At 44.8% G+C, this 21,358-nt stretch carries 20 protein-coding genes and 1 other annotated feature; all 20 genes read left to right on the plus strand.

The genetic code is table 11. From position 1 onward, the window contains the following. Positions 1-61: 61 nt before the first annotated feature. The 20 genes from rlmB to rpsJ all read left to right on the plus strand — a co-directional run bounded on the left by rlmB (position 62) and on the right by rpsJ (position 21,316). Complete coding sequence (gene rlmB / locus AC3WJJ_RS24405; RefSeq protein ID WP_422658472.1) at positions 62-811, plus strand: 23S rRNA (guanosine(2251)-2'-O)-methyltransferase RlmB; 750 nt, start codon at positions 62-64, stop codon at positions 809-811. A gap of 5 nt (positions 812-816) precedes the next feature. Continuing rightward, positions 817-1,338, plus strand: coding sequence for an NYN domain-containing protein (locus AC3WJJ_RS24410; protein WP_492544646.1), 522 nt, complete (start codon positions 817-819; stop codon positions 1,336-1,338). Positions 1,339-1,500: 162 nt separating this feature from the next. Then, positions 1,501-2,145 carry an RNA polymerase sporulation sigma factor SigH gene (gene sigH / locus AC3WJJ_RS24415; RefSeq protein ID WP_422658470.1) on the plus strand — a complete coding sequence of 215 codons (645 nt, stop codon included), beginning with the start codon at positions 1,501-1,503 and terminating at the stop codon, positions 2,143-2,145. Positions 2,146-2,483: 338 nt separating this feature from the next. Continuing rightward, positions 2,484-2,633, plus strand: coding sequence for a 50S ribosomal protein L33 (gene rpmG / locus AC3WJJ_RS24420; protein ID WP_006212941.1), 150 nt, complete (start codon positions 2,484-2,486; stop codon positions 2,631-2,633). 20 nt (positions 2,634-2,653) lie between these two features. Further along, positions 2,654-2,845 (plus strand): preprotein translocase subunit SecE, encoded by a 192-nt coding sequence (gene secE / locus AC3WJJ_RS24425; RefSeq protein ID WP_013312170.1) that lies wholly within the window; start codon positions 2,654-2,656, stop codon positions 2,843-2,845. Between the two features lie 21 nt (positions 2,846-2,866). Then, a complete protein-coding gene (gene nusG, locus AC3WJJ_RS24430; protein WP_492544649.1) occupies positions 2,867-3,400 on the plus strand; it encodes a transcription termination/antitermination protein NusG in 534 nt (177 codons plus the stop codon). Positions 3,401-3,467: 67 nt separating this feature from the next. Then, the gene (rplK, locus tag AC3WJJ_RS24435) at positions 3,468-3,893 is read left to right on the plus strand and encodes a 50S ribosomal protein L11 (RefSeq protein ID WP_208917593.1); all 426 of its coding nucleotides are present in this window, start codon (positions 3,468-3,470) and stop codon (positions 3,891-3,893) included. Between the two features lie 73 nt (positions 3,894-3,966). Further along, a complete protein-coding gene (gene rplA / locus AC3WJJ_RS24440) occupies positions 3,967-4,659 on the plus strand; it encodes a 50S ribosomal protein L1 (protein WP_422658468.1) in 693 nt (230 codons plus the stop codon). A 69-nt stretch (positions 4,660-4,728) separates the two neighbouring features. Then, positions 4,729-4,886, plus strand: a sequence feature (ribosomal protein L10 leader region). Between the two features lie 53 nt (positions 4,887-4,939). After that, positions 4,940-5,443, plus strand: a complete 504-nt coding sequence (rplJ, locus tag AC3WJJ_RS24445; protein WP_422658467.1) for a 50S ribosomal protein L10 — start codon at positions 4,940-4,942, stop codon at positions 5,441-5,443. 65 nt (positions 5,444-5,508) lie between these two features. Further along, positions 5,509-5,874, plus strand: coding sequence for a 50S ribosomal protein L7/L12 (rplL, locus tag AC3WJJ_RS24450; RefSeq protein WP_422658466.1), 366 nt, complete (start codon positions 5,509-5,511; stop codon positions 5,872-5,874). 166 nt (positions 5,875-6,040) lie between these two features. Next, on the plus strand, positions 6,041-6,649 hold the full coding sequence (locus tag AC3WJJ_RS24455; protein WP_492544652.1) for a class I SAM-dependent methyltransferase: 609 nt from the start codon (positions 6,041-6,043) through the stop codon (positions 6,647-6,649). Positions 6,650-6,994: 345 nt separating this feature from the next. Continuing rightward, positions 6,995-10,540: a DNA-directed RNA polymerase subunit beta gene (gene rpoB, locus AC3WJJ_RS24460; protein ID WP_492544654.1), complete on the plus strand. Its 3,546-nt coding sequence runs from the start codon at positions 6,995-6,997 to the stop codon at positions 10,538-10,540. 89 nt (positions 10,541-10,629) lie between these two features. Then, positions 10,630-14,244 (plus strand): DNA-directed RNA polymerase subunit beta', encoded by a 3,615-nt coding sequence (rpoC, locus tag AC3WJJ_RS24465; protein ID WP_492544656.1) that lies wholly within the window; start codon positions 10,630-10,632, stop codon positions 14,242-14,244. A gap of 169 nt (positions 14,245-14,413) precedes the next feature. After that, positions 14,414-14,665, plus strand: a complete 252-nt coding sequence (locus AC3WJJ_RS24470; RefSeq protein WP_422658462.1) for a ribosomal L7Ae/L30e/S12e/Gadd45 family protein — start codon at positions 14,414-14,416, stop codon at positions 14,663-14,665. A 133-nt stretch (positions 14,666-14,798) separates the two neighbouring features. After that, complete coding sequence (gene rpsL, locus AC3WJJ_RS24475) at positions 14,799-15,218, plus strand: 30S ribosomal protein S12 (protein WP_422658461.1); 420 nt, start codon at positions 14,799-14,801, stop codon at positions 15,216-15,218. Between the two features lie 48 nt (positions 15,219-15,266). Further along, positions 15,267-15,737, plus strand: coding sequence for a 30S ribosomal protein S7 (rpsG, locus tag AC3WJJ_RS24480; RefSeq protein WP_422658460.1), 471 nt, complete (start codon positions 15,267-15,269; stop codon positions 15,735-15,737). Positions 15,738-15,781: 44 nt separating this feature from the next. Continuing rightward, positions 15,782-17,863 carry an elongation factor G gene (fusA, locus tag AC3WJJ_RS24485; protein ID WP_492544659.1) on the plus strand — a complete coding sequence of 694 codons (2,082 nt, stop codon included), beginning with the start codon at positions 15,782-15,784 and terminating at the stop codon, positions 17,861-17,863. Positions 17,864-17,958: 95 nt separating this feature from the next. Continuing rightward, complete coding sequence (tuf, locus tag AC3WJJ_RS24490; protein ID WP_492544661.1) at positions 17,959-19,149, plus strand: elongation factor Tu; 1,191 nt, start codon at positions 17,959-17,961, stop codon at positions 19,147-19,149. A 260-nt stretch (positions 19,150-19,409) separates the two neighbouring features. Next, positions 19,410-20,750 carry a protoglobin domain-containing protein gene (locus tag AC3WJJ_RS24495; RefSeq protein WP_492544663.1) on the plus strand — a complete coding sequence of 447 codons (1,341 nt, stop codon included), beginning with the start codon at positions 19,410-19,412 and terminating at the stop codon, positions 20,748-20,750. Positions 20,751-21,007: 257 nt separating this feature from the next. Further along, positions 21,008-21,316: a 30S ribosomal protein S10 gene (gene rpsJ, locus AC3WJJ_RS24500; RefSeq protein ID WP_006037947.1), complete on the plus strand. Its 309-nt coding sequence runs from the start codon at positions 21,008-21,010 to the stop codon at positions 21,314-21,316. The last annotated feature ends 42 nt before the right edge of the window (positions 21,317-21,358 follow it).

The raw sequence follows: 21,358 nt of genomic DNA on the forward strand, positions 1-21,358 counted from the left end.
TAACCGCTAAGGCCTAATGGAGAATTACGGTCTTAGCAGGTATCGCAGGAGGAAGAAAGACATGCAAGAAGAAGAAGTAATCGCCGGTAAACATTCCGTAACAGAGGCGCTCCGTTCCGGACGCACAATCAATAAAATTTGGATAGCGGATAACGCGCAAAAGCATTTGATTATGCCAATTGTTGCTGAGGCCAGAAAGCTCGGCATCGTGATTCAGAATGTCGATAAACGTAAGTTGGATCAACTCGTTCCCGGTGTTCAGCATCAAGGTGTTGTTGCTCAGGCTGCACCGCATGCTTATGTAGAGGTGGATGATATTTTAAAGATTGCCGAAGATAAGGGAGAGGCTCCGTTCCTACTTATCCTTGATGAGATTGAGGATCCTCACAATTTGGGATCGATACTCAGAACAGCCGATTGCACGGGTGCACACGGTGTTATTTTGCCCAAACGTCGCTCGGCCCAGATAACTGCAACGGTGTCCAAGACCTCAGCTGGAGCTGTTGAATATGTTCCGGTGGCTAGAGTAACCAACCTTGCACAGACGATAGAGCAGTTGAAAGAAATGGGAGTATGGGTTGTAGGAACGGTTGTTGATGCAACGGAAGATATCTATGACACGAATGTGTTTAATGGACCCGTTGCGATCGTAATCGGTAATGAGAGTAAGGGAATGGGCAGATTGATCCGTGAAAAATGCGATGTTCTTGTTAAGCTCCCGATGAATGGTCAGATTAATTCACTGAATGCTTCGGTGGCTGCCGGTGTCGTCATGTATGAAGTACTCCGCCGTCGCCATCTTCAAGGTTAGATAAGATGGCCGATTGGCGGGATGTGCTGCTGGTCGATGGATATAACATGATCGGCGGCTGGCCGTTTCTCGCGGAGCTTGCTAACATCGGCATGCAGGAGGCAAGGGATGCTCTTCTTGAAAAGCTGGCTGACTACCAAGCGTTCTCTGGTCTTCGGGTTATTGCGGTTTTTGATGCTTACCGGGTTCCGGGTCTCGGCAAATCTTTTACCCAAGGGAAGGTGCAGGTATACTTCACGAAGGAAAAAGAAACTGCTGATGAGTGCATTGAGCGTCTTGTTGTCGATTTCAGCCACCGCCGGCGTAAAATTTATGTCGCTACGAGTGACTTGATGGAACAGCATATTATATTTGCTCTCGGGGCTCTGCGCATCTCAGCTAGGGAACTACTTACTCAAGTAGAGCAGAGTGAACGAGAGGTATCTCGCAAAATTAAAGAGGATCAGGCCAAGTCCAAGAGGAATACCATAGACAATAAATTGTCGCCTGATGTTCGGCTCATGTTTGAACGTTGGCGAAGAGAATGATTTTTTGAAATAATGACACCCCAAAGAAAACCCTTACATTTCTTCTATGATCGGTTTAAATTAGTCATGACGTGGTTGACGGTCTTATATACATCATATATACTTGACATATATTTCAAGCGAGTGACGGGGTACCGTGCGTTCCGGGCCGGAGGGATTCTATTGAGTGTCGACCTCAAGGAAATCATGATGTCGGGGTATGATTTGATAAGTGATGAAGACATTGTCGAGGCGGTCCGTGAAGGTGACAGCGGGGCGCTTGAATTTTTGATCAACAAGTACCGGAACTTCGTACGTGCTAAGGCTCGATCTTACTTCTTAATTGGTGCAGATCGTGAGGATATCGTACAGGAGGGCATGATCGGCCTTTATAAGGCGATTCGTGATTTCAAAGGGGACAAGCTCTCATCGTTTAAAGCTTTTGCTGAACTATGCATAACAAGGCAGATCATTACAGCAATTAAGACAGCCACGAGACAGAAGCACATTCCATTGAATTCCTATGTATCGTTGGACAAGCCGATTTATGATGAAGATTCAGACCGAACACTGCTAGATGTTATATGTGGTACGGCTGTAAGTGATCCGGAAGAATTACTTATTAATCAAGAAGAGTTTGTTGGCTTGGAAGATAAGATGTCCGAGATCCTAAGTGATTTGGAACGGAAGGTGCTGATGCTTTATTTGGACGGACGTTCCTATCAAGAGATCGCTGTGGATTTAAGACGTCATGTTAAATCGATTGATAATGCTCTCCAGCGGGTAAAGCGAAAGCTTGAACGTTATTTGGAGATTCGGGATAATTAGACTGATGTAGATGTGTGAAAGGCTCAGATCGGGCCTTTTTTTACTTCTTTTAAATATTCCATTGTTTCATTTGTCTGAAGTATGACCATAATGGTAAGTAAATGCAGCCTGCTTTCAGAGAGAAAAAGGCTTGAAAAGGCGTCAACCATGTGATAAAGTGTTTTAGGTAGGCCTAAATTCGCGTGTTTTATGAATGGAACGTTGTTACAGCATTGGAACAACGCTTTTGTTCATCTCGCAGGAATTTCAAAATGTCTGTTACAGGACAGGACGAATTTTCTACTAGGATTAATATCGGTTCTTCTGATGAAGAAGGACGTCTTCGGGAGGTGCAAATCATGCGGGTAATTATCACTTTGGCTTGTACAAGCTGCAAACAAAGAAACTACACAACCACAAAGAACAAGCGAAATCACCCCGACCGCATGGAGATGAAGAAATTTTGCAAGTTCTGTAACGAGCAAACTCCTCATCGCGAAACCAGATAGTTTTTGGAGGTGTAGTCGGCGTGAAACGTAGTTTCAAGTCTCTGTTTTCCTTTTTCTCTGAAAGCTGGGCGGAACTTAAAAAAGTTCGCTGGCCCAATCGTAAAGAACTGACGAACTATACTCTCATCGTTATCGGCACCATTGCGTTTGTCACAATTTATTTTTGGGTTTTAGACATCGGTATTTCCGCTGTGATCGAAGCGATAATTTAGAAGGGTCCCAGGTGGCTTGATATGGAAAAAAGATGGTATGTAGTTCATACCTATTCTGGGTATGAGAATAAAGTCAAAGCCAATTTGGAAAAACGTGTCGAGTCCATGGGCATGGAGGACAAAATATTCCGAGTTCTTGTTCCTATGGAAGAAGAAATTGTAAACAAAGACGGTAAGAAAAAGACCGTCATGCGTAAAGTTTACCCGGGATACGTCTTGGTCGAAATGATTCAAACCGATGATTCTTGGTATGTTGTTCGCAATACACCAGGGGTTACGGGCTTTGTCGGTTCGACAGGCTCCGGTTCAAAACCCACGCCTTTGCTTCCAGAAGAAGTTGAACAGATTCTGAAGCATATGGGTATGGATGAACCGAAACCGAAGATTGAATTCGACATCAAGGAATCAGTTCGTATCAAGGTTGGTCCTTTTGCGAATTTCGTGGGCTCCGTGGAAGAAATTTTGGCTGAAAAAAGTAAGCTTAAGGTTCACGTCAACATGTTTGGACGGGAAACCCCGCTGGAGTTGGATTATACTCAAGTTGAGAAGCTTTAAGCTTCGGGTTTCTTGTGGGAGGGCGTAAAGCGTCCGCTACCACTATTGATGCAAGGAGGTGTCTTACATGGCGAAGAAAATTATCAAGATGGTAAAACTGCAAATTCCTGCAGGTAAAGCAAATCCGGCTCCTCCAGTAGGTCCAGCATTGGGTCAAGCAGGTGTCAACATCATGGCATTCTGTAAAGAATTCAACGCTCGTACTGCTGATCAAGCTGGTTTGATTATTCCGGTTGAAATTTCGGTGTTTGAGGATCGTTCCTTTACTTTCATCACCAAAACTCCACCGGCTGCTGTTCTGCTTCGTGTGGCTGCCAAGATCGAAAAAGGATCCGGCGAACCTAACAAGAAGAAGGTAGCAACTGTTAAACGTGATGCGGTTCGTCAAATCGCAGAACAAAAAATGCCTGACCTTAACGCTGCAACTGTTGAAGCTGCAATGTTGATGGTTGAAGGTACTGCTCGTAGCATGGGTATCACAATCGAAGACTAATAGTCTTTAGACCGGGCTTGACCCGGAATATGTGGGAGGAAATTCCGCTAATACCACAAAGGAGGAAACAATCATGGCTAAACACGGTAAGAAATACCTTGAAGCTGCTAAGCTTATTGATAGCGAAGCGACTTATGAGCCTTTGGAAGCTGTAGAGCTTGTGAAGAAGGCTGCAGTTGCCAAGTTCGACGAAACTGTTGAAGTGGCAGTGCGTTTGGGTGTAGACCCACGTAAACAAGACCAGGCTGTTCGTGGTGTAGTAGTACTACCTCACGGTACAGGTAAAACGCAACGCGTTCTGGTATTTGCAAAAGGTGAAAAAGCGAAGGAAGCTGAAGCGGCTGGCGCTGATTTTGTTGGCGATCAAGACATGATCAACAAAATTCAACAGGGCTGGTTCGAATTCGACGTCTGCGTAGCAACACCTGACATGATGAGTGAAGTCGGTAAATTGGGTCGTTTGCTTGGTGGTAAAGGTCTTATGCCTAACCCTAAAGCTGGCACAGTTACATTCGATGTTTCCAAAGCTGTTCAAGAAATTAAAGCTGGTAAAATCGAATACCGTCTTGACAAAGCAGGTCAAATTCACGCTCCAATCGGTAAGGCATCCTTTGATGCGGCTAAACTCAATGAGAACCTTAAGGCTCTCTTGGATGCATTGAACCGCGCGAAGCCAGCTGCTGCTAAAGGTGTATACCTTAAAGGCATCGCTGTATCTTCGACAATGGGTCCTAGCGCTCGCGTGAACACAGCTGCTTACAAATAATATTTACCATTGACTTGCTTGTCTTGGTTTGATATTATGTAACAGTTGTGAGTCCATGTGACTGACCATTAAAGTTGAATATGCTTACCGTAGACAGTAGGTGCCGTTAGCTGGCTTAATTTCCTACCGAGGTGTTATGATAGAACGTCAGCAGTATGATCGGGCAACCGGCATAATGATGATTCATCAGGCCTTCGTGATTCTACGGAGGCTTTTTTAGTGCCCGTAGGATGGTGGCCTTACAGGTCCCAGCTAACCATACAATCAGGAGGTGTAGACATTGGCAAACGTAAAAGTGATTCAAGCTAAACAAGATGCGGTTGACGTTATTACTTCTAAGTTTCGCGAAAGCGCAACTGTAGTTGTAGCTGACTATCGTGGATTGAACGTTGCTCAAGTAACAGAACTGCGTAAGCAGCTTCGTGAAGCTGGCATCGAATTTCAAGTATTGAAAAACTCCCTGCTTCGTCGTGCGACAGCAGCTGCAGAGCTGACTGAGTTGGATGAAGCGTTGACGGGTCCAACGGCTGTAGCTTTCAGTACTGAGGATGTTGTTGCTCCTGCGAAAATCTTGAACGATTTCGCTAAGAAGAATGACGCTTTGGAATTGAAAGGCGCAGTAGTAGAAGGCCGTGTCATCGGAGTGGACGAAATCAAGGCGCTTGCGGAACTTCCGTCCCGCGATGGTCTGTTGTCCATGCTCCTCAGCGTGCTTCAAGCTCCAGTGCGGAACTTCGCGCTTGCAGTTAAAGCTGTTGCTGAGAAAGAAGAACAAGGCGCGTAAGCACCTTATTCACCAAGCAGTATAAAACAATAAAATCTTAAATATAAAATGGAGGTTCAACCCAAATGAGCAAAGAGCAAATCTTGGAAGCAATCAAAGGCATGTCCGTTCTGGAACTGAACGATCTCGTTAAAGCAATCGAAGAAGAATTCGGCGTAACTGCTGCAGCTCCAGTAGCTGTTGCAGGTGCAGGCGCTGGCGCAGCTGCTGAAGCTGAGCAAACTGAATTCGACGTAATCCTGAATGGTGCAGGCGCGTCCAAAATCAACGTTATCAAAGTTGTTCGTGAAATCACAGGCCTTGGCTTGAAAGAAGCGAAAGAACTCGTTGACAACGCTCCAAAACCATTGAAAGAAAAAGTATCTAAAGAAGATGCTGAAGCTGTTAAAGCTAAATTGGAAGAAGCAGGCGCATCCGTAGAAGTGAAGTAATTCCTTCTTAAATTGCAGCATGAAACAAACCCCTTGAATAATTGTTCAAGGGGTTTGTTATTGTAATGGACTGTTTTTTCGATTAGGCGGTTATACTAGAGTTAGAGGATAGTAGTTACATGATGCCGTACAAGCGGCATTCGATTTTTGCATTACGGAGGTTGGTATGCCGAATCAGCATTATTATTCTAACCAACCGGTGACTGGCCATGATAGGCGGGAGCTGGAAACAGTGCTGCGTGGCAGCAAGTTTAAGTTCATTAGTGACGCAGGTGTTTTTTCCAAGAGTGGTGTGGATTATGGAAGTAAGGTGTTAATCGAAGCGCTGGAGATTCCAAGTCAGTCCGCTGTGCTGGATGTCGGTTGTGGTTATGGCCCTATCGGGCTCTCGGTTGCAAGACTTGCAATGGAAGGCCATGTAACGATGATAGATATAAACAGCCGTGCGGTAGAGTTGGCTAAAGAAAATGCGAAGTTAAATGGCATAAGTAATGTCACTATTTTACAAAGTGATCTATTTGAAGGTGTGCAAGGCAAAATGTTTGATATCGTTATAACCAACCCACCGATTCGGGCAGGGAAAGAAACGGTACACAAGATCTTTGAACAAGCCTATGAGCATCTGAATGATCGGGGTCAGCTATGGATTGTTATTCAAAAAAAACAAGGCTCCCCATCGGCCAAAGCCAAACTGGAAAGCCTGTTCTCTCGAGTAGAGGAAGTAACGAAAGATAAGGGATATCGTATATTTAAAGCGATAAAAACTTCTTCTTGAATCAGCAAATAGGCTATTGACTCGGAATTCTGGCTGTGGTATTATTATAAAATGTCAGTATTAGGATGGTCTCCTTGTCTTTAGTTTGCTGAAATGTCAAGACTTAATGTGGGCATCATTGCATAAAGTCAGTCATATTGACGTATAATATGTACATTTTGGGCAAATCTACTGGATATGAGAGGATTATCATAACCATGGATAAGCTGCTCTTTTTTCGAAAGATATTCGATAAGGGCTTTTCTCTATTTATGGGAGTTTCCTCTGTACGTTCCATTATAGTGTTACAAACAGAGGTTCGCAATGAATTTTTAAAAGTGAGTAGACATGAGGGGTGAGTTTAAGTTGGCAGGACATCTTGTTCAATATGGTCGACGCACTCGGCGAAGTTATGCACGTATTAATGAGGTACTCGAAGTTCCGAACCTGATTGAAATCCAACAAAAATCTTATGAGTGGTTTTTGGAGGAAGGACTCCGCGAAATGTTCCAAGACATCTCGCCGATCCAAGATTTCACAGGTAACTTGGTGCTGGAGTTTATCGACTACAGCCTTGGAGAACCGAAATACACCGTCGATGACGCGAAAGAACGCGACGTAACTTATGCGGCGCCGCTCCGTGTAAAAGTCCGGCTCATTAACAAAGAGACTGGAGAAGTCAAGGAGCAAGAAGTGTTCATGGGAGACTTTCCGTTAATGACGGAAACCGGAACATTTATCATTAATGGTGCCGAACGGGTCATTGTCAGCCAGTTGGTTCGCTCTCCCAGCGTCTATTTCAGCACTAAAGTTGATAAAAACGGCAAGAAAACATACACTGCGACGGTTATCCCGAATCGCGGCGCATGGCTGGAGCTGGAGACGGATGCTAAGGATATTGTATATGTGCGGATCGATCGGACACGTAAAATACCTGTAACCGTACTGCTGCGTGCGCTTGGTTTTGGTACGGATGCAGAAATCTTGGAGTTGCTGGGCGATGACGAATATATTCGTAACACCCTGGACAAAGACAACACTGACTCGACTGAGAAGGCTCTAATTGAGATTTACGAACGCCTTCGTCCGGGCGAGCCACCAACTTTGGATAATGCGAAGAGCCTCTTGGTTGCTCGTTTCTTCGATCCGAAGCGTTATGATCTGGCGAATGTAGGTCGCTATAAGATCAACAAGAAACTTCACATTAAGAACCGTCTCTTCAACCAACGCTTGGCTGAGAGTCTTATTGATGTGGAGACTGGTGAGATCATTGCAGAAGCTGGTCAAACAGTGGATCGTCGTCTTTTGGACGAAATTATGCCTTACCTTGAGAAGAGTGTTGGCTACAAGACTTATCATGTTGCTGGCGGCGTTCAAGATGGTGAGGATATCACACTACAAACGATCGATGTGTTCTCTCCGATTGAAGATGGTAAAGTCGTTAAGATTATCGCTAACGGCAATATCGATAAGTCAGTGAAACATATTACGCAGGCAGACATTATTTCGTCTATCAGCTATTTCATTGATTTGCTTCACGGCATCGGTAACACAGATGATATTGACCATTTGGGTAACCGTCGTCTGCGTTCCGTGGGTGAACTTCTGCAGAACCAATTCCGTATTGGTTTGTCCCGTATGGAACGTGTTGTTCGGGAAAGAATGTCCATTCAGGATGCGAGTGTAATTACTCCGCAGGCTCTGATCAATATTCGTCCGGTAATTGCATCAATAAAAGAGTTCTTTGGTAGCTCTCAGTTGTCGCAGTTTATGGATCAAACGAACCCGCTTGCTGAATTGACGCATAAACGTCGTCTTTCTGCACTCGGACCTGGTGGTTTGACGCGTGAACGCGCGGGCTTTGAAGTTCGAGACGTTCACCACAGTCACTATGGCCGTATGTGTCCGATTGAGACGCCAGAGGGACCGAATATCGGTTTGATTAACTCCTTGTCGACATTTGCTCGTATTAACGAATACGGCTTTATCGAAGCGCCTTATCGCTGGGTTGATCCGAAGACAGGTCAAGTTACAGAGCAGATTGATTATCTGACTGCTGATGAAGAAGATAACTATGTTGTAGCTCAGGCGAACGCGAGTTTGACAGAAGACAGCAAGTTTGCGGACGATATGGTAATCGTACGTTATAACAAACAAGCTGATAACATTTTGCCAATGCCTAAAGATCGCGTGGACTACATGGACGTATCTCCTAAGCAGGTAGTATCCGTAGCAACGGCTCTGATTCCGTTCCTTGAGAACGATGACTCTAACCGTGCTCTCATGGGATCTAACATGCAACGTCAGGCGGTTCCGCTTCTTATTCCTAAGGCTCCACTTGTAGGAACAGGGATGGAGCATAAATCCGCTAAGGACTCAGGTGTATGTATTGTGTCCAAACATGACGGAATTATTGAGCGTTCGACTGCTAATGAGATCTGGGTTCGCCGCATTGAAACTGTGGATGGACAAGAAGTTAAAGGCGATCTCGTTAAACATAAATTACACAAATTTATGCGTTCGAACCAAGGTACCTGTATTAACCAACGTCCAATCGTTCAACGTGGTGATGTTATTAAAAAAGGTGACATCCTTGCGGATGGTCCTTCCACAGAGATGGGCGAGTTGGCGCTTGGACGCAACGTAGTCGTGGCTTTCATGACTTGGGAAGGTTATAACTACGAGGATGCGATTCTACTTTCTGAGAAGCTTGTTAAAGAAGATGTGTACACTTCGATTCATATCGAGGAGTACGAATCTGAAGCGCGTGATACAAAGCTCGGACCTGAGGAAATCACTCGTGATATTCCGAATGTCGGTGAAGAAGCGCTTAAGAATCTTGATGAGCGCGGTATTATCCGCATCGGTGCTGAGATCAGTGCTGGAGATATCCTTGTTGGTAAAGTAACGCCTAAGGGTGTGACTGAGCTGACAGCGGAAGAGCGTCTCTTGCACGCAATCTTTGGTGAAAAAGCTCGTGAAGTACGTGATACATCCCTGCGTGTTCCTCACGGTAGTGACGGTATCATCGTTGATGTGAAGGTGTTTACACGTGAGAACGGTGACGAATTGCCACCGGGCGTTAACCAATTGGTTCGTGTGTACATCGCTCAGAAACGTAAAATCTCTGAAGGTGACAAAATGGCAGGACGTCACGGTAACAAAGGTGTCGTTGCCCGTATTTTGCCTGAAGAAGATATGCCGTTCTTGCCAGATGGCACTCCGGTGCAGGTTGTTCTTAACCCGCTCGGCGTACCTTCACGGATGAACATTGGTCAGGTTCTGGAAGTTCACTTGGGTATGGCTGCTTTGCAGCTCGGTATCCATGTGGCTACGCCAGTATTTGATGGTGCAAGTGAGTATGACGTGTTTGACACAATGGAAGAAGCAGGCATGCAGCGCAATGGTAAGACTGTTCTGTATGACGGCCGTACGGGTGAGCGTTTTGAACGTGAGGTTACCGTTGGTGTCATGCACATGATCAAGCTCGCGCACATGGTTGACGATAAAATCCATGCTCGTTCCACTGGACCATACTCTCTCGTTACACAACAACCGCTCGGTGGTAAAGCACAGTTCGGTGGACAACGTTTCGGTGAGATGGAAGTATGGGCGCTTGAAGCATACGGCGCTGCATATACATTGCAAGAAATCCTTACGGTTAAGTCTGATGACGTGGTCGGCCGGGTGAAAACCTACGAATCCATTGTTAAAGGCGAGAATGTTCCGGAACCAGGTGTACCAGAATCATTCAAAGTATTGATTAAAGAACTCCAATCACTCGGTATGGACGTTAAGATCCTTAGCGAGAACGAAGAGGAAATCGAGATGAAAGAACTCGATGATGAAGATGATGCGGCAGGCGATAAATTGAGCCTTAACTTGGAAGGCACTGAAGTCGGAGTGGAATAACGGTCAATAATCACCCCGCCGGTTAACAGCCGGCGGTGGTGTTATGATCGGAAGCACATAATTAGGACTAGGTTGAGGAGGGTTGCTCCTTGTTGGACGTTAACAATTTTGAGTATATGAAAATCGGTCTCGCTTCCCCAGAGAAGATTCGTTCTTGGTCTCGTGGAGAAGTTAAGAAGCCGGAAACGATTAACTACCGTACATTGAAGCCTGAGAAGGAAGGTCTTTTCTGCGAACGTATCTTTGGACCGCAAAAAGACTGGGAATGCCATTGTGGTAAATACAAGCGTGTTCGTTATAAAGGCGTAGTCTGCGATCGCTGCGGCGTTGAAGTTACACGCGCTAAAGTACGTCGTGAACGTATGGGCCACATTGAACTAGCTGCTCCTGTATCCCATATCTGGTATTTCAAAGGTATCCCAAGCCGTATGGGTCTGGCTTTGGATATGTCACCAAGATCTCTTGAAGAGATCATCTATTTTGCATCTTATGTCGTGACGGATCCAGGCGATACGCCACTTGAGAAGAAACAGCTTTTGTCTGAGAAGGAATATCGTAGCTACCGTGAAAAGTACGGATACGGATTCCAAGCAGGTATGGGTGCTGAAGCTGTGAAGAAGCTTCTTCAAGATCTTGACGTCGAGAAAGAACTTGATTTCTTGAAAGAAGAACTGCGTACAGCTCAAGGACAACGCCGTAATCGTGCAATTAAGCGTCTAGAGGTTATCGAGGCATTCCGTAACTCTGGTAACAAACCAGAGTGGATGGTTATGGATGTTTTGCCTGTTATACCTCCAGAACTTCGTCCAATGGTTCAATTGGATGGTGGACGTTTTGCTACATCCGACTTGAACGATTTGTACCGTCGTGTAATTAACCGGAACAACCGTCTGAAAAGACTGCTTGATCTCGGTGCGCCAGATATTATTGTTCAGAACGAAAAGCGGATGCTTCAAGAAGCCGTAGATGCTTTGATCGATAATGGACGTCGTGGACGCCCTGTAACAGGACCTGGTAATCGTCCTTTGAAGTCCCTCAGCCACATGCTGAAAGGTAAACAAGGACGTTTCCGTCAGAACTTGCTCGGTAAACGTGTTGACTATTCTGGTCGTTCCGTTATCGTTGTAGGTCCATATTTGAAAATGTATCAGTGCGGTTTGCCTAAGAAAATGGCACTGGAATTGTTTAAGCCTTTTGTTATGAAAGAACTGGTCAATAAAGGCCTAGCTCATAATATCAAGAGCGCAAAACGTAAAGTGGAACGCGTAAGTCCAGAAGTATGGGATGTACTTGAAGAAGTAATTAAAGAGCATCCGGTCCTTCTGAACCGTGCCCCTACCCTCCACAGACTTGGTATTCAAGCATTTGAACCGATTCTGGTAGAAGGTCACGCGATCCGTTTGCACCCACTCGTATGTACAGCTTACAACGCTGACTTTGACGGTGACCAAATGGCCGTTCACGTACCGTTGTCCGCTGAGGCTCAAGCAGAAGCACGTCTCTTGATGCTTGCATCTGGAAACATCTTGAACCCTAAAGACGGTAAGCCTGTCGTAACACCATCACAGGATATGGTTCTCGGTTCCTTCTATCTGACTATGGATAACAAGGAAGAAAAGGGAACAGGTATGATTCTGGGTAGTGTTAACGAAGCTGTGTCTGCATACCAACGTGGAGCTGCAGGTTTGCATGCTCGTGTTGCGATTCCAGTTAAAGCTCTTGGTAAAACGGTCTTTAACGAACAGCAACAAAAAGCGATGCTGGTAACGACTATTGGACGGATCATCTTCAACGAGATTTTCCCTGCCACCTTCCCATACATTAACGAAGCAACACGTGTAAACCTATTCCAAGGTACGCCGGAGAAATACTTCGTTTATGAAAAGGGTGCTAATATCCAAGAAGTTATTCAAAGTCTTCCAATCAGCGGCGCTGTCGGTAAAGAATACTTGGGTCAAATTATTGCACGCTGCTTTGAAACGTATCACACAACAGAAACTTCAGTTATTCTGGATAAAATCAAGCAGCTTGGCTTCACATACTCCACACGTGCTGGTGTAACAGTTGCGGTATCTGACGTTATCGTTCCGCCTGAAAAGGCTGGAATCCTTAAAGAGTCCGATGAGAAAGTTAGCGTCGTAATGAACCAATATCGTCGTGGATTGATTACGAATGAAGAACGCTATGACCGCGTAATTGACATTTGGTCCAAAGCGAAAGATGATCTTACTGATGTGCTTATGAAGTCGATGGATCGTTTTAACTCCATCATGCTCATGGTAGACTCCAAAGCGCGGGGTAACAAATCTCAGATTACTCAGCTTGGCGGTATGCGTGGTCTGATGGCCAACCCGTCTGGTCGAATTATCGAGATGCCTATTAAATCGAACTTCCGTGAAGGTCTGACAGTACTCGAGTACTTCCTATCCACGCACGGTGCTCGTAAAGGTCTTGCTGATACAGCTCTTCGTACCGCTGACTCCGGTTACTTGACACGTCGTCTGGTTGACGTAGCACAGGATGTCATCGTACGCGAAGATGAGTGTAGTACAGATAAGGGCTTCACTGTTAGCCGGATTCAAGATGGTAAGGAAGTTATCGAGGATCTTTATGACCGTATTGAAGGACGTTATGCATTTGAAACAGTCCGTCATCCGGAGACTAAAGAGATTATCGTTAACCGTAACGAATTGATCGATTCAGATAAAGCTGACGAAATCGTTAAAGCTGGTATCGAGAAACTGCAGATTCGTTCCATTCTTAGCTGCCGCGCACGTTATGGTGTCTGCAAGAAGTGTTACGGACGTAACCTGGCAACAGGTAAGTTTGTCGAAATCGGTGAAGCGGTTGGTATTATCGCTGCTCAATCGATCGGTGAACCGGGAACACAGCTCACCATGCGTACGTTCCATACCGGGGGCGTTGCGGGTGATGACATCACCCAAGGTTTGCCGCGTATTCAGGAACTCTTTGAAGCCCGTAATCCTAAAGGTCAAGCAACGATCAGTGAGATTGACGGAGTTGTTAAAGAGATTCGCGAAACGAAAGATCGTCGTGAAATTGAAATCCAAGGTGAAGCGGAAACGAAAACGTATGCCGTTACGTATGGCTCCCGTCTGCGCGTAAGCGAAGGCAAGCACATCGAAGCCGGGGATGAATTGACTGACGGTTCGATCGACCCTAAAGAAATGCTTCGCATCAAGGGTATCCGTGGCGTGCAGAACTATATCCTTCAGGAAGTTCAGCGTGTATACCGTAACCAAGGTGTAGAAATCAATGATAAACACGTCGAAGTTATGATTCGTCAGATGCTTCGCAAAATCCGCATCGTCGATGCTGGAGATACCAATCTGTTGCCAGGTTCCTTCGTGGATATTCACGAATACGAAACGGCTAACAAAGAGGCAATTCTCTCAGGAAAAGAACCAGCGGTCGCTAAGCCGGTTCTGCTCGGTATTACAAAAGCATCCCTTGAGACTGATTCATTCCTATCGGCTGCCTCCTTCCAGGAGACAACACGCGTACTGACTGACGCCGCTATTAAAGGTAAAGTCGATCAGTTGCTTGGTCTGAAAGAGAATGTAATTATCGGTAAACTGATCCCTGCAGGTACGGGTATGAACCGTTACCGTAGTGTGAAGTTCGAGGGTCAAGATGATGTAAATGGCGAGAACAAGGAACTGGAAACAGCTAACGTAGAATAATAAAGAATGATAGGGAATTAGAGAGTTAGCACGGTGATTGCTGAACTAACTCTCTCCCAATATTCTTTTTCTACCTTGATAAATTGCTTGACATCATTTAATGCAGATGCTAATATAGCAAAGGTGCGTGAGTAGTAGCTTTATCCCTGTTCTTTTGGAGGAATTTCCAATGTCTAATGATAAAGGATTACAGGATGCTCATGTTAAGATTGGCACCAAACAAACAATGAAGGCCGTTGAAATCGGTCAGGCTACTGAGGTTTATGTAGCTGAAGATTGCGACCAGCGTTTGACTTCCAGAATCGTAACCCTGTGCGCTAAGCACGGTGTAGATATTACGTATGTGCCTACAATGAGGACACTCGGAGAGGCCTGCGGCATCGAAGTCGGTGCAGCAATGGTAGCAGTCTTAAAACAGTGAGTACGAACTGTTTTTGTTGGAGGAGGCTTCTTCTCTCGGCAAAGACTTTTCATTTGTCTTTTTATGAACCGCCTGGGTCTGTGGACTTAAAAAGTTCATAAGAGGATGAGAAATATAGGAAGGGGGTGGCAGCATGCCAACAATTAACCAACTGGTTCGTAAGGGCCGTCAAGCTAAAGTTTACAAATCGAAGTCACCGGCACTGCAAAAAGGATTCAACGCTTTGAAACGTGAGGATACTAACCTCAGTGCTCCGCAAAAACGCGGTGTGTGTACTCGTGTAGGTACAATGACTCCACGTAAACCGAACTCAGCGCTTCGTAAATACGCTCGTGTTCGTTTGACAAACCGCATCGAGGTTACAGCTTATATCCCAGGTATCGGACATAACTTGCAAGAGCACAGTGTTGTTTTGATCCGTGGTGGTAAAGTAAAAGACCTTGCGGGAGTACGTTATCACATCGTTCGTGGTGCACTTGATACCGCTGGTGTGAACAATCGTATGCAAGCTCGTTCTAAATACGGCGCTAAGCGTCCAAAAGTGAAGAGCTAATTTTATAGTACATGTTGAAACAACATGATTGAAGAAAGGGGGATATCCATGCCACGCAAAGGTCCAGTTACTAAAAGAGACGTGCTGCCGGATCCGGTGTATAACAGCAAGCTCGTTACACGTCTGATCAACCGCATCATGCTGGATGGTAAGAGAGGTGTTGCTCAAAGCATTCTCTATAACGCATTCAAAATTATCCAAGAACGTACGGGCAATGACCCAATGGAAGTATTTGAAGCAGCCATCAAGAACATCATGCCGGTTCTGGAAGTTAAAGCTCGTCGTGTCGGCGGTGCAAACTACCAAGTGCCAATCGAAGTAAAACCAGAGAGACGTACATCCCTAGGATTACGTTGGCTCGTAAACTACTCCCGTAACCGCGGTGAGAAGACTATGGAAGAGCGTTTGGCGGCTGAGATTATCGATGCTTCCAACAACACAGGCGCTTCCGTTAAGAAACGTGAAGACACTCACAAAATGGCTGAAGCGAACAAAGCGTTTGCTCACTACCGTTGGTAGGATTCAGCAACTAATATATTTTATTTTGAAGGGAGACTATTCGCATGGCGACAAGAGAGTTCTCCTTGAAAAATACACGTAATATCGGGATCATGGCGCATATTGACGCTGGTAAAACGACCACTACAGAGCGGATTTTGTTCTACACAGGCCGTACTCATAAGATTGGTGAAACCCATGAGGGTTCTGCTACTATGGACTGGATGGAACAAGAACAGGAGCGCGGGATTACGATTACATCCGCTGCGACTACCGCTTCTTGGAAGGGTCATCGCGTTAATATTATCGACACCCCGGGGCACGTTGACTTCACAGTAGAAGTTGAACGTTCCCTTCGTGTATTGGATGGGGCAGTAGGTGTATTTAGTGCGAAAGAGGGCGTTGAGCCTCAATCGGAAACTGTTTGGAGACAAGCAGACCGTTACGGTGTACCTCGTATCGCATACGTAAATAAAATGGACATTATCGGTGCTGATTACCTGAATGTTGTTAAAGACATGAAGGAGCGCTTGCAAGCTAATGCGGTAGCTATTCAGCTTCCAATTGGTGCTGAAGCAGACTTCCTTGGAATCATCGATATTATTGCTGAGAAAGCATATATGTACAAGGATGACCTTGGACAAAATATCGAAGAAACCGAAATTCCAGCAGAATACAAAGATCAAGTTGAAGAACTTCGCAATGAGTTGATCGAGAAGGTAGCAGAACTTGACGAAGAATTAACAATGAAATATCTTGAAGGTGAAGAGATCACAGTTGATGAGATCAAATCAGCACTTCGTAAAGGTGTTATCGAAGTTAAGATCTTCCCAGTTATTTGCGGATCTTCTTATCGTAACAAAGGGGTTCAACTTATGTTGGACGCTGTTATCGATTTCTTGCCAGCACCAACAGACGTACCAAGCATTCAAGGTCACTTGGAAGATGGTACAGAAGTTGAACGTCACTCTTCTGATGAAGAGCCGTTTTCAGCTCTTGCATTCAAAATCATGACAGACCCTTATGTTGGTAAACTTACGTTCTTCCGTGTGTACTCCGGTGTTCTTCAATCGGGTTCATACGTGCTAAATGCAACGAAAAACAAACGCGAACGTATCGGACGTATCCTTCAGATGCACGCGAACAGCCGTCAAGAAATCACTGAAGTTTTCGCAGGTGATATCGCAGCAGCTGTTGGTTTGAAAGATACGGGTACAGGTGATACACTATGTGATGAGAAGCATCCAGTTATTCTCGAGTCCATGAACTTCCCTGATCCGGTTATCGAAATCGCAGTTGAACCAAAAACCAAAGCTGACCAAGATAAAATGGGTGTGGCTCTCGGTAAGTTGACAGAAGAGGATCCAACTCTTCGTGCGCATACTGACGAGGAAACTGGCCAAACGATCTTGGCAGGTATGGGTGAGCTTCACTTGGACGTTATCATCGACCGTATGCGTCGTGAGTTTAAGGTTGAAACCAATGTGGGTAAACCACAGGTAGCATACCGTGAAACTTTCCGTACTGCAGCTCGCGTTGAGGGTAAATTCGTTCGTCAATCCGGTGGTCGTGGTCAATACGGTCACGTATGGGTTGAGTTCGAACCATTGGAAGCAGGTAGCGGTAACCAATTCGAGAGCAAGGTTGTCGGTGGTTCCGTACCTAGAGAATACATTGGACCGGCTCAACAAGGTATTGAAGAGCAAATGAAGAACGGTGTTCTTGCCGGCTTCCCGCTTGTTGACGTTAAAGCTACAATCGTCGACGGTTCATACCATGATGTCGATTCCAACGAAATGGCGTTTAAAATCGCTGGTTCGATGGCTCTTAAAGCAGCTAAGGAGAAATGTAAGCCTGTCCTGCTTGAGCCAATCATGAAAGTAGAAGTTACTGTCCCTGAGGAATACATGGGTGACGTAATGGGTATGTTGAACTCCCGTCGTGGACGTATCGAAGGTATGGACTCCCGTGGTGGTACTCAAATTATCCGTTCCAAAGTGCCTCTTTCCGAAATGTTCGGTTACTCTACTACACTTCGCTCCGGTACACAAGGACGCGGTGTGTTCTCCATGGAACTCTCCCACTATGAAGAAGTTCCTAAGAACATCTCCGAAGAAATCGTGTCTAAGGTTAAAGGCGGAGAGTAATAACATTTTACCTGCTGGGCTTGTGGCGGGATGAAAGTCCCGATCACCACAGTCTGGCCTAAACATATATATCCCCTTAAGGAGGAATTGTTCAAATGGCAAAGGCTAAATACGAACGTACGAAACCACACGTTAACATCGGTACTATCGGTCACGTTGACCATGGTAAAACTACTTTGACTGCAGCAATCACAAGTGTATTGTCCAAAACTTATGGTGGTGCAGCAATGTCTTTCGACCAAATCGATAAAGCTCCAGAAGAGCGCGAACGCGGTATCACAATCTCTACTTCCCACGTAGAGTACGAAACTGACGCTCGTCACTATGCTCACGTTGACTGCCCAGGTCACGCTGACTATGTTAAAAACATGATCACTGGTGCTGCTCAAATGGACGGCGCAATCTTGGTTGTATCCGCAGCTGACGGCCCAATGCCGCAAACTCGTGAGCACATCCTGTTGTCCCGTCAAGTAGGTGTTCCTTACATCGTTGTATTCTTGAACAAATGCGACATGGTTGAAGACGAAGAGCTCTTGGAATTGGTTGAAATGGAAGTTCGTGACCTTCTGAGCGAGTATGACTTCCCAGGCGATGACACTCCGATCACTCGTGGTTCCGCTCGTGAAGCTCTACAAAACCCAGATGGCGAATGGGCACAAAAAATCGTTGAAATGTTCAAAACTATCGACGAGTACATCCCATTGCCAGAGCGCGACACTGACAAGCCTTTCTTGATGCCTGTTGAGGACGTATTCTCCATCACTGGTCGTGGTACTGTTGCTACAGGTCGTGTAGAGCGTGGTACTATCAAAGTTGGTGAAGAAATCGAAATCGTTGGTATCGCTGAAGAAACTAAGAAATCCGTTGTTACGGGCGTGGAAATGTTCCGTAAATTGCTGGATTCCGCTCAAGCTGGTGACAACATCGGAGCATTGCTTCGTGGTGTAGACCGTACACAAATCGAGCGTGGACAAGTATTGTCCAAGCCAGGTTCTGTTAAACCTCACACAGAATTTACTGCTCAAGTATACGTACTGAGCAAAGAAGAAGGCGGACGTCATAAGCCATTCTTCACTGGCTACCGTCCACAGTTCTACTTCCGTACTACGGACGTAACTGGTGTAATCAACCTTCCAGAAGGTTCTGAAATGGTTATGCCTGGTGATAACATCACTGTTACTGTTAGCCTGATTTCCCCTATCGCGATCGAAGAAGGAACTAAGTTCTCTATTCGTGAAGGTGGCCGTACAGTAGGTGCTGGTTCCGTAGCAACAATCATTAAGTAATTTAAGGCTAACTAAGCCTCGAATATAGCAACAATGTACTGTAACGAGCAACAATGTGCTGTAAATGTTGACAAAGCCCGATCCCATTGGATCGGGCTTTGTCTTTTTTTATTTATATATATGGACGTAAGTTAGACACAAAAAAATGACGGAACTATGATGAATACTTTACTTTCCTTTTTTTAGTTAGTACAATCATGTATATACTTTGTATAACATTAGAAGGTGGCACATAGTCACTTAGGGAGAGACAAGAGACGATGAAATGTCCTTTTTCATTCTTAAAGAAAACAGGAGACTCGGCTGTTAAGGAAACAGACTCGTCTTCCACAATTGCGAATGTGATGAACTCAGGGTTAGACAAACAGTATATTCAACTGGAGAACGTAAATGAATTAAATGAACAAATGAGAATGATTGGTCTGACTGAAGCAGATCTGTTTCTTTTACGAAAAATACGTCCTCGGATGGAAGCGAATATGGATTCGATAACAGAAGCGTTTTATCAATCTGTGGTCGATGTGGATAAGTTGAGAGAGTTAATTGTACAGCATAGTACGATAGAACGTTTGAAGCGAACACTCAGAGATCATTTACTCGAAATATTTAATGGTGAGATTAATGAAGCGTATGTATCCAAGAGGTTAAGAATTGCTCAGGTCCACAAATCTGTAGGACTTGAACCCAAATGGTATTTATCTGCATTTCAAAACCTCCAAAATGAGTTCGTGAGAGTAATTTATCATGAAACTGATCAAGAAGAAGAACGTCTCATGGTTGTTAGAACAGTAACAAAGTTACTGAGTTTGGAACAACAACTGGTTTTGGATGCTTATGAAAAGGAAAATATGAAAGAAAAGCAGCAACAATATGAGATCGTTAAGAACGAATTGAAACATAATATTTCATTATTCGTAGAAGAATTAGCTGATTTAAATATGAATATAAATGATGCGGTGGAAAAACTGATAAGTAGCGGTGGAGAAGTTGGTCATATGTTTGAGCGAACTACTAAAACTGCACTGGGATCTATGAGTTTTGCTAAAGCTGGTGAAGAAGGAATGACTGATCTTGCCACACGTATTAATCAAATAGATGAAAGTACTACTGAAATGCAGATTGCTGTGCAAGAGTTGAATGATTCTTCTCAACATATTAGTATTATTGTAGAAAGTGTTCAGGAAATTGCATCCCAGATTAAGCTGTTATCTTTGAATGCTACTATAGAAGCTGCACGTGCAGGTGAGCATGGAAGAGGATTTGCTGTAGTTGCAACAGAGGTGAGTCGACTATCTGAGGATACTCGAAATACGGTAGTCCGAATTTCTGATTTTGTTAGCAGGTCAAGAGAACTTACTTCAAGAGTTGTAGAATCTATCAAGCATGTACAATCTCTAGCACATCAAGGGCGTGAGCAATCAGCAGAGACAAGTGCATTGTTTGCAGACATTTTACAGTCCGTAAAGGTTAGCACCGATGAGATGATAAATGCTGAAAAAGAAATGCGGAACCTTACCATGAATATTGAAGCAATTGGTGAAGCCACATCAGAGGCGGCAGCATCCGCGGATAATTTTAAATCTGTAACTGAAAAGATGTAATATAAAACTGTTCTTAAAGTGCATTCATGTATGAATAGACCGATTTTTGATCTTCAAAAATTTGTGAAAATATGTTTTATGATTAAATGCTTGCAATGCGCCTATCTTTTCTATATAATAATGAATGTTGTTCTGCGACGTTGCGATGATGTGAGAGGTTACTGACACACCCGGCCCCTTTGCCATGAGGCAGGTGTCCAGAAAATTTTCACGGAGTATGTCCGATACCAAATTGGGCGATAGAAGGAGGGAATAAAATGGCAAAGCAAAAAATTCGTATTCGCTTGAAAGCATACGACCACAGAATTCTTGATCAATCCGCTGAGAAAATTGTTGAAACAGCAAAACGTTCGGGTGCTGGTGTATCCGGTCCGATCCCGCTGCCAACTGAAAAGCAAATCATTACAGTTCTCCGTGCGGTACACAAGTATAAGGATTCTCGGGAGCAGTTCGAAATGCGTACACATAAACGCTTGATCGACATCGTTAACCCGACTCCACAGACTGTGGATGCCTTGATGCGCTTGGACCTGCCGTCCGGTGTAGATATCGAAATTAAATTGTAAGATTAGAAATAACGAATTATTGAAGAGAAAAGAGGTGTCAAC

Source organism: Paenibacillus sp. FW507-14B1B (assembly GCF_058781425.1).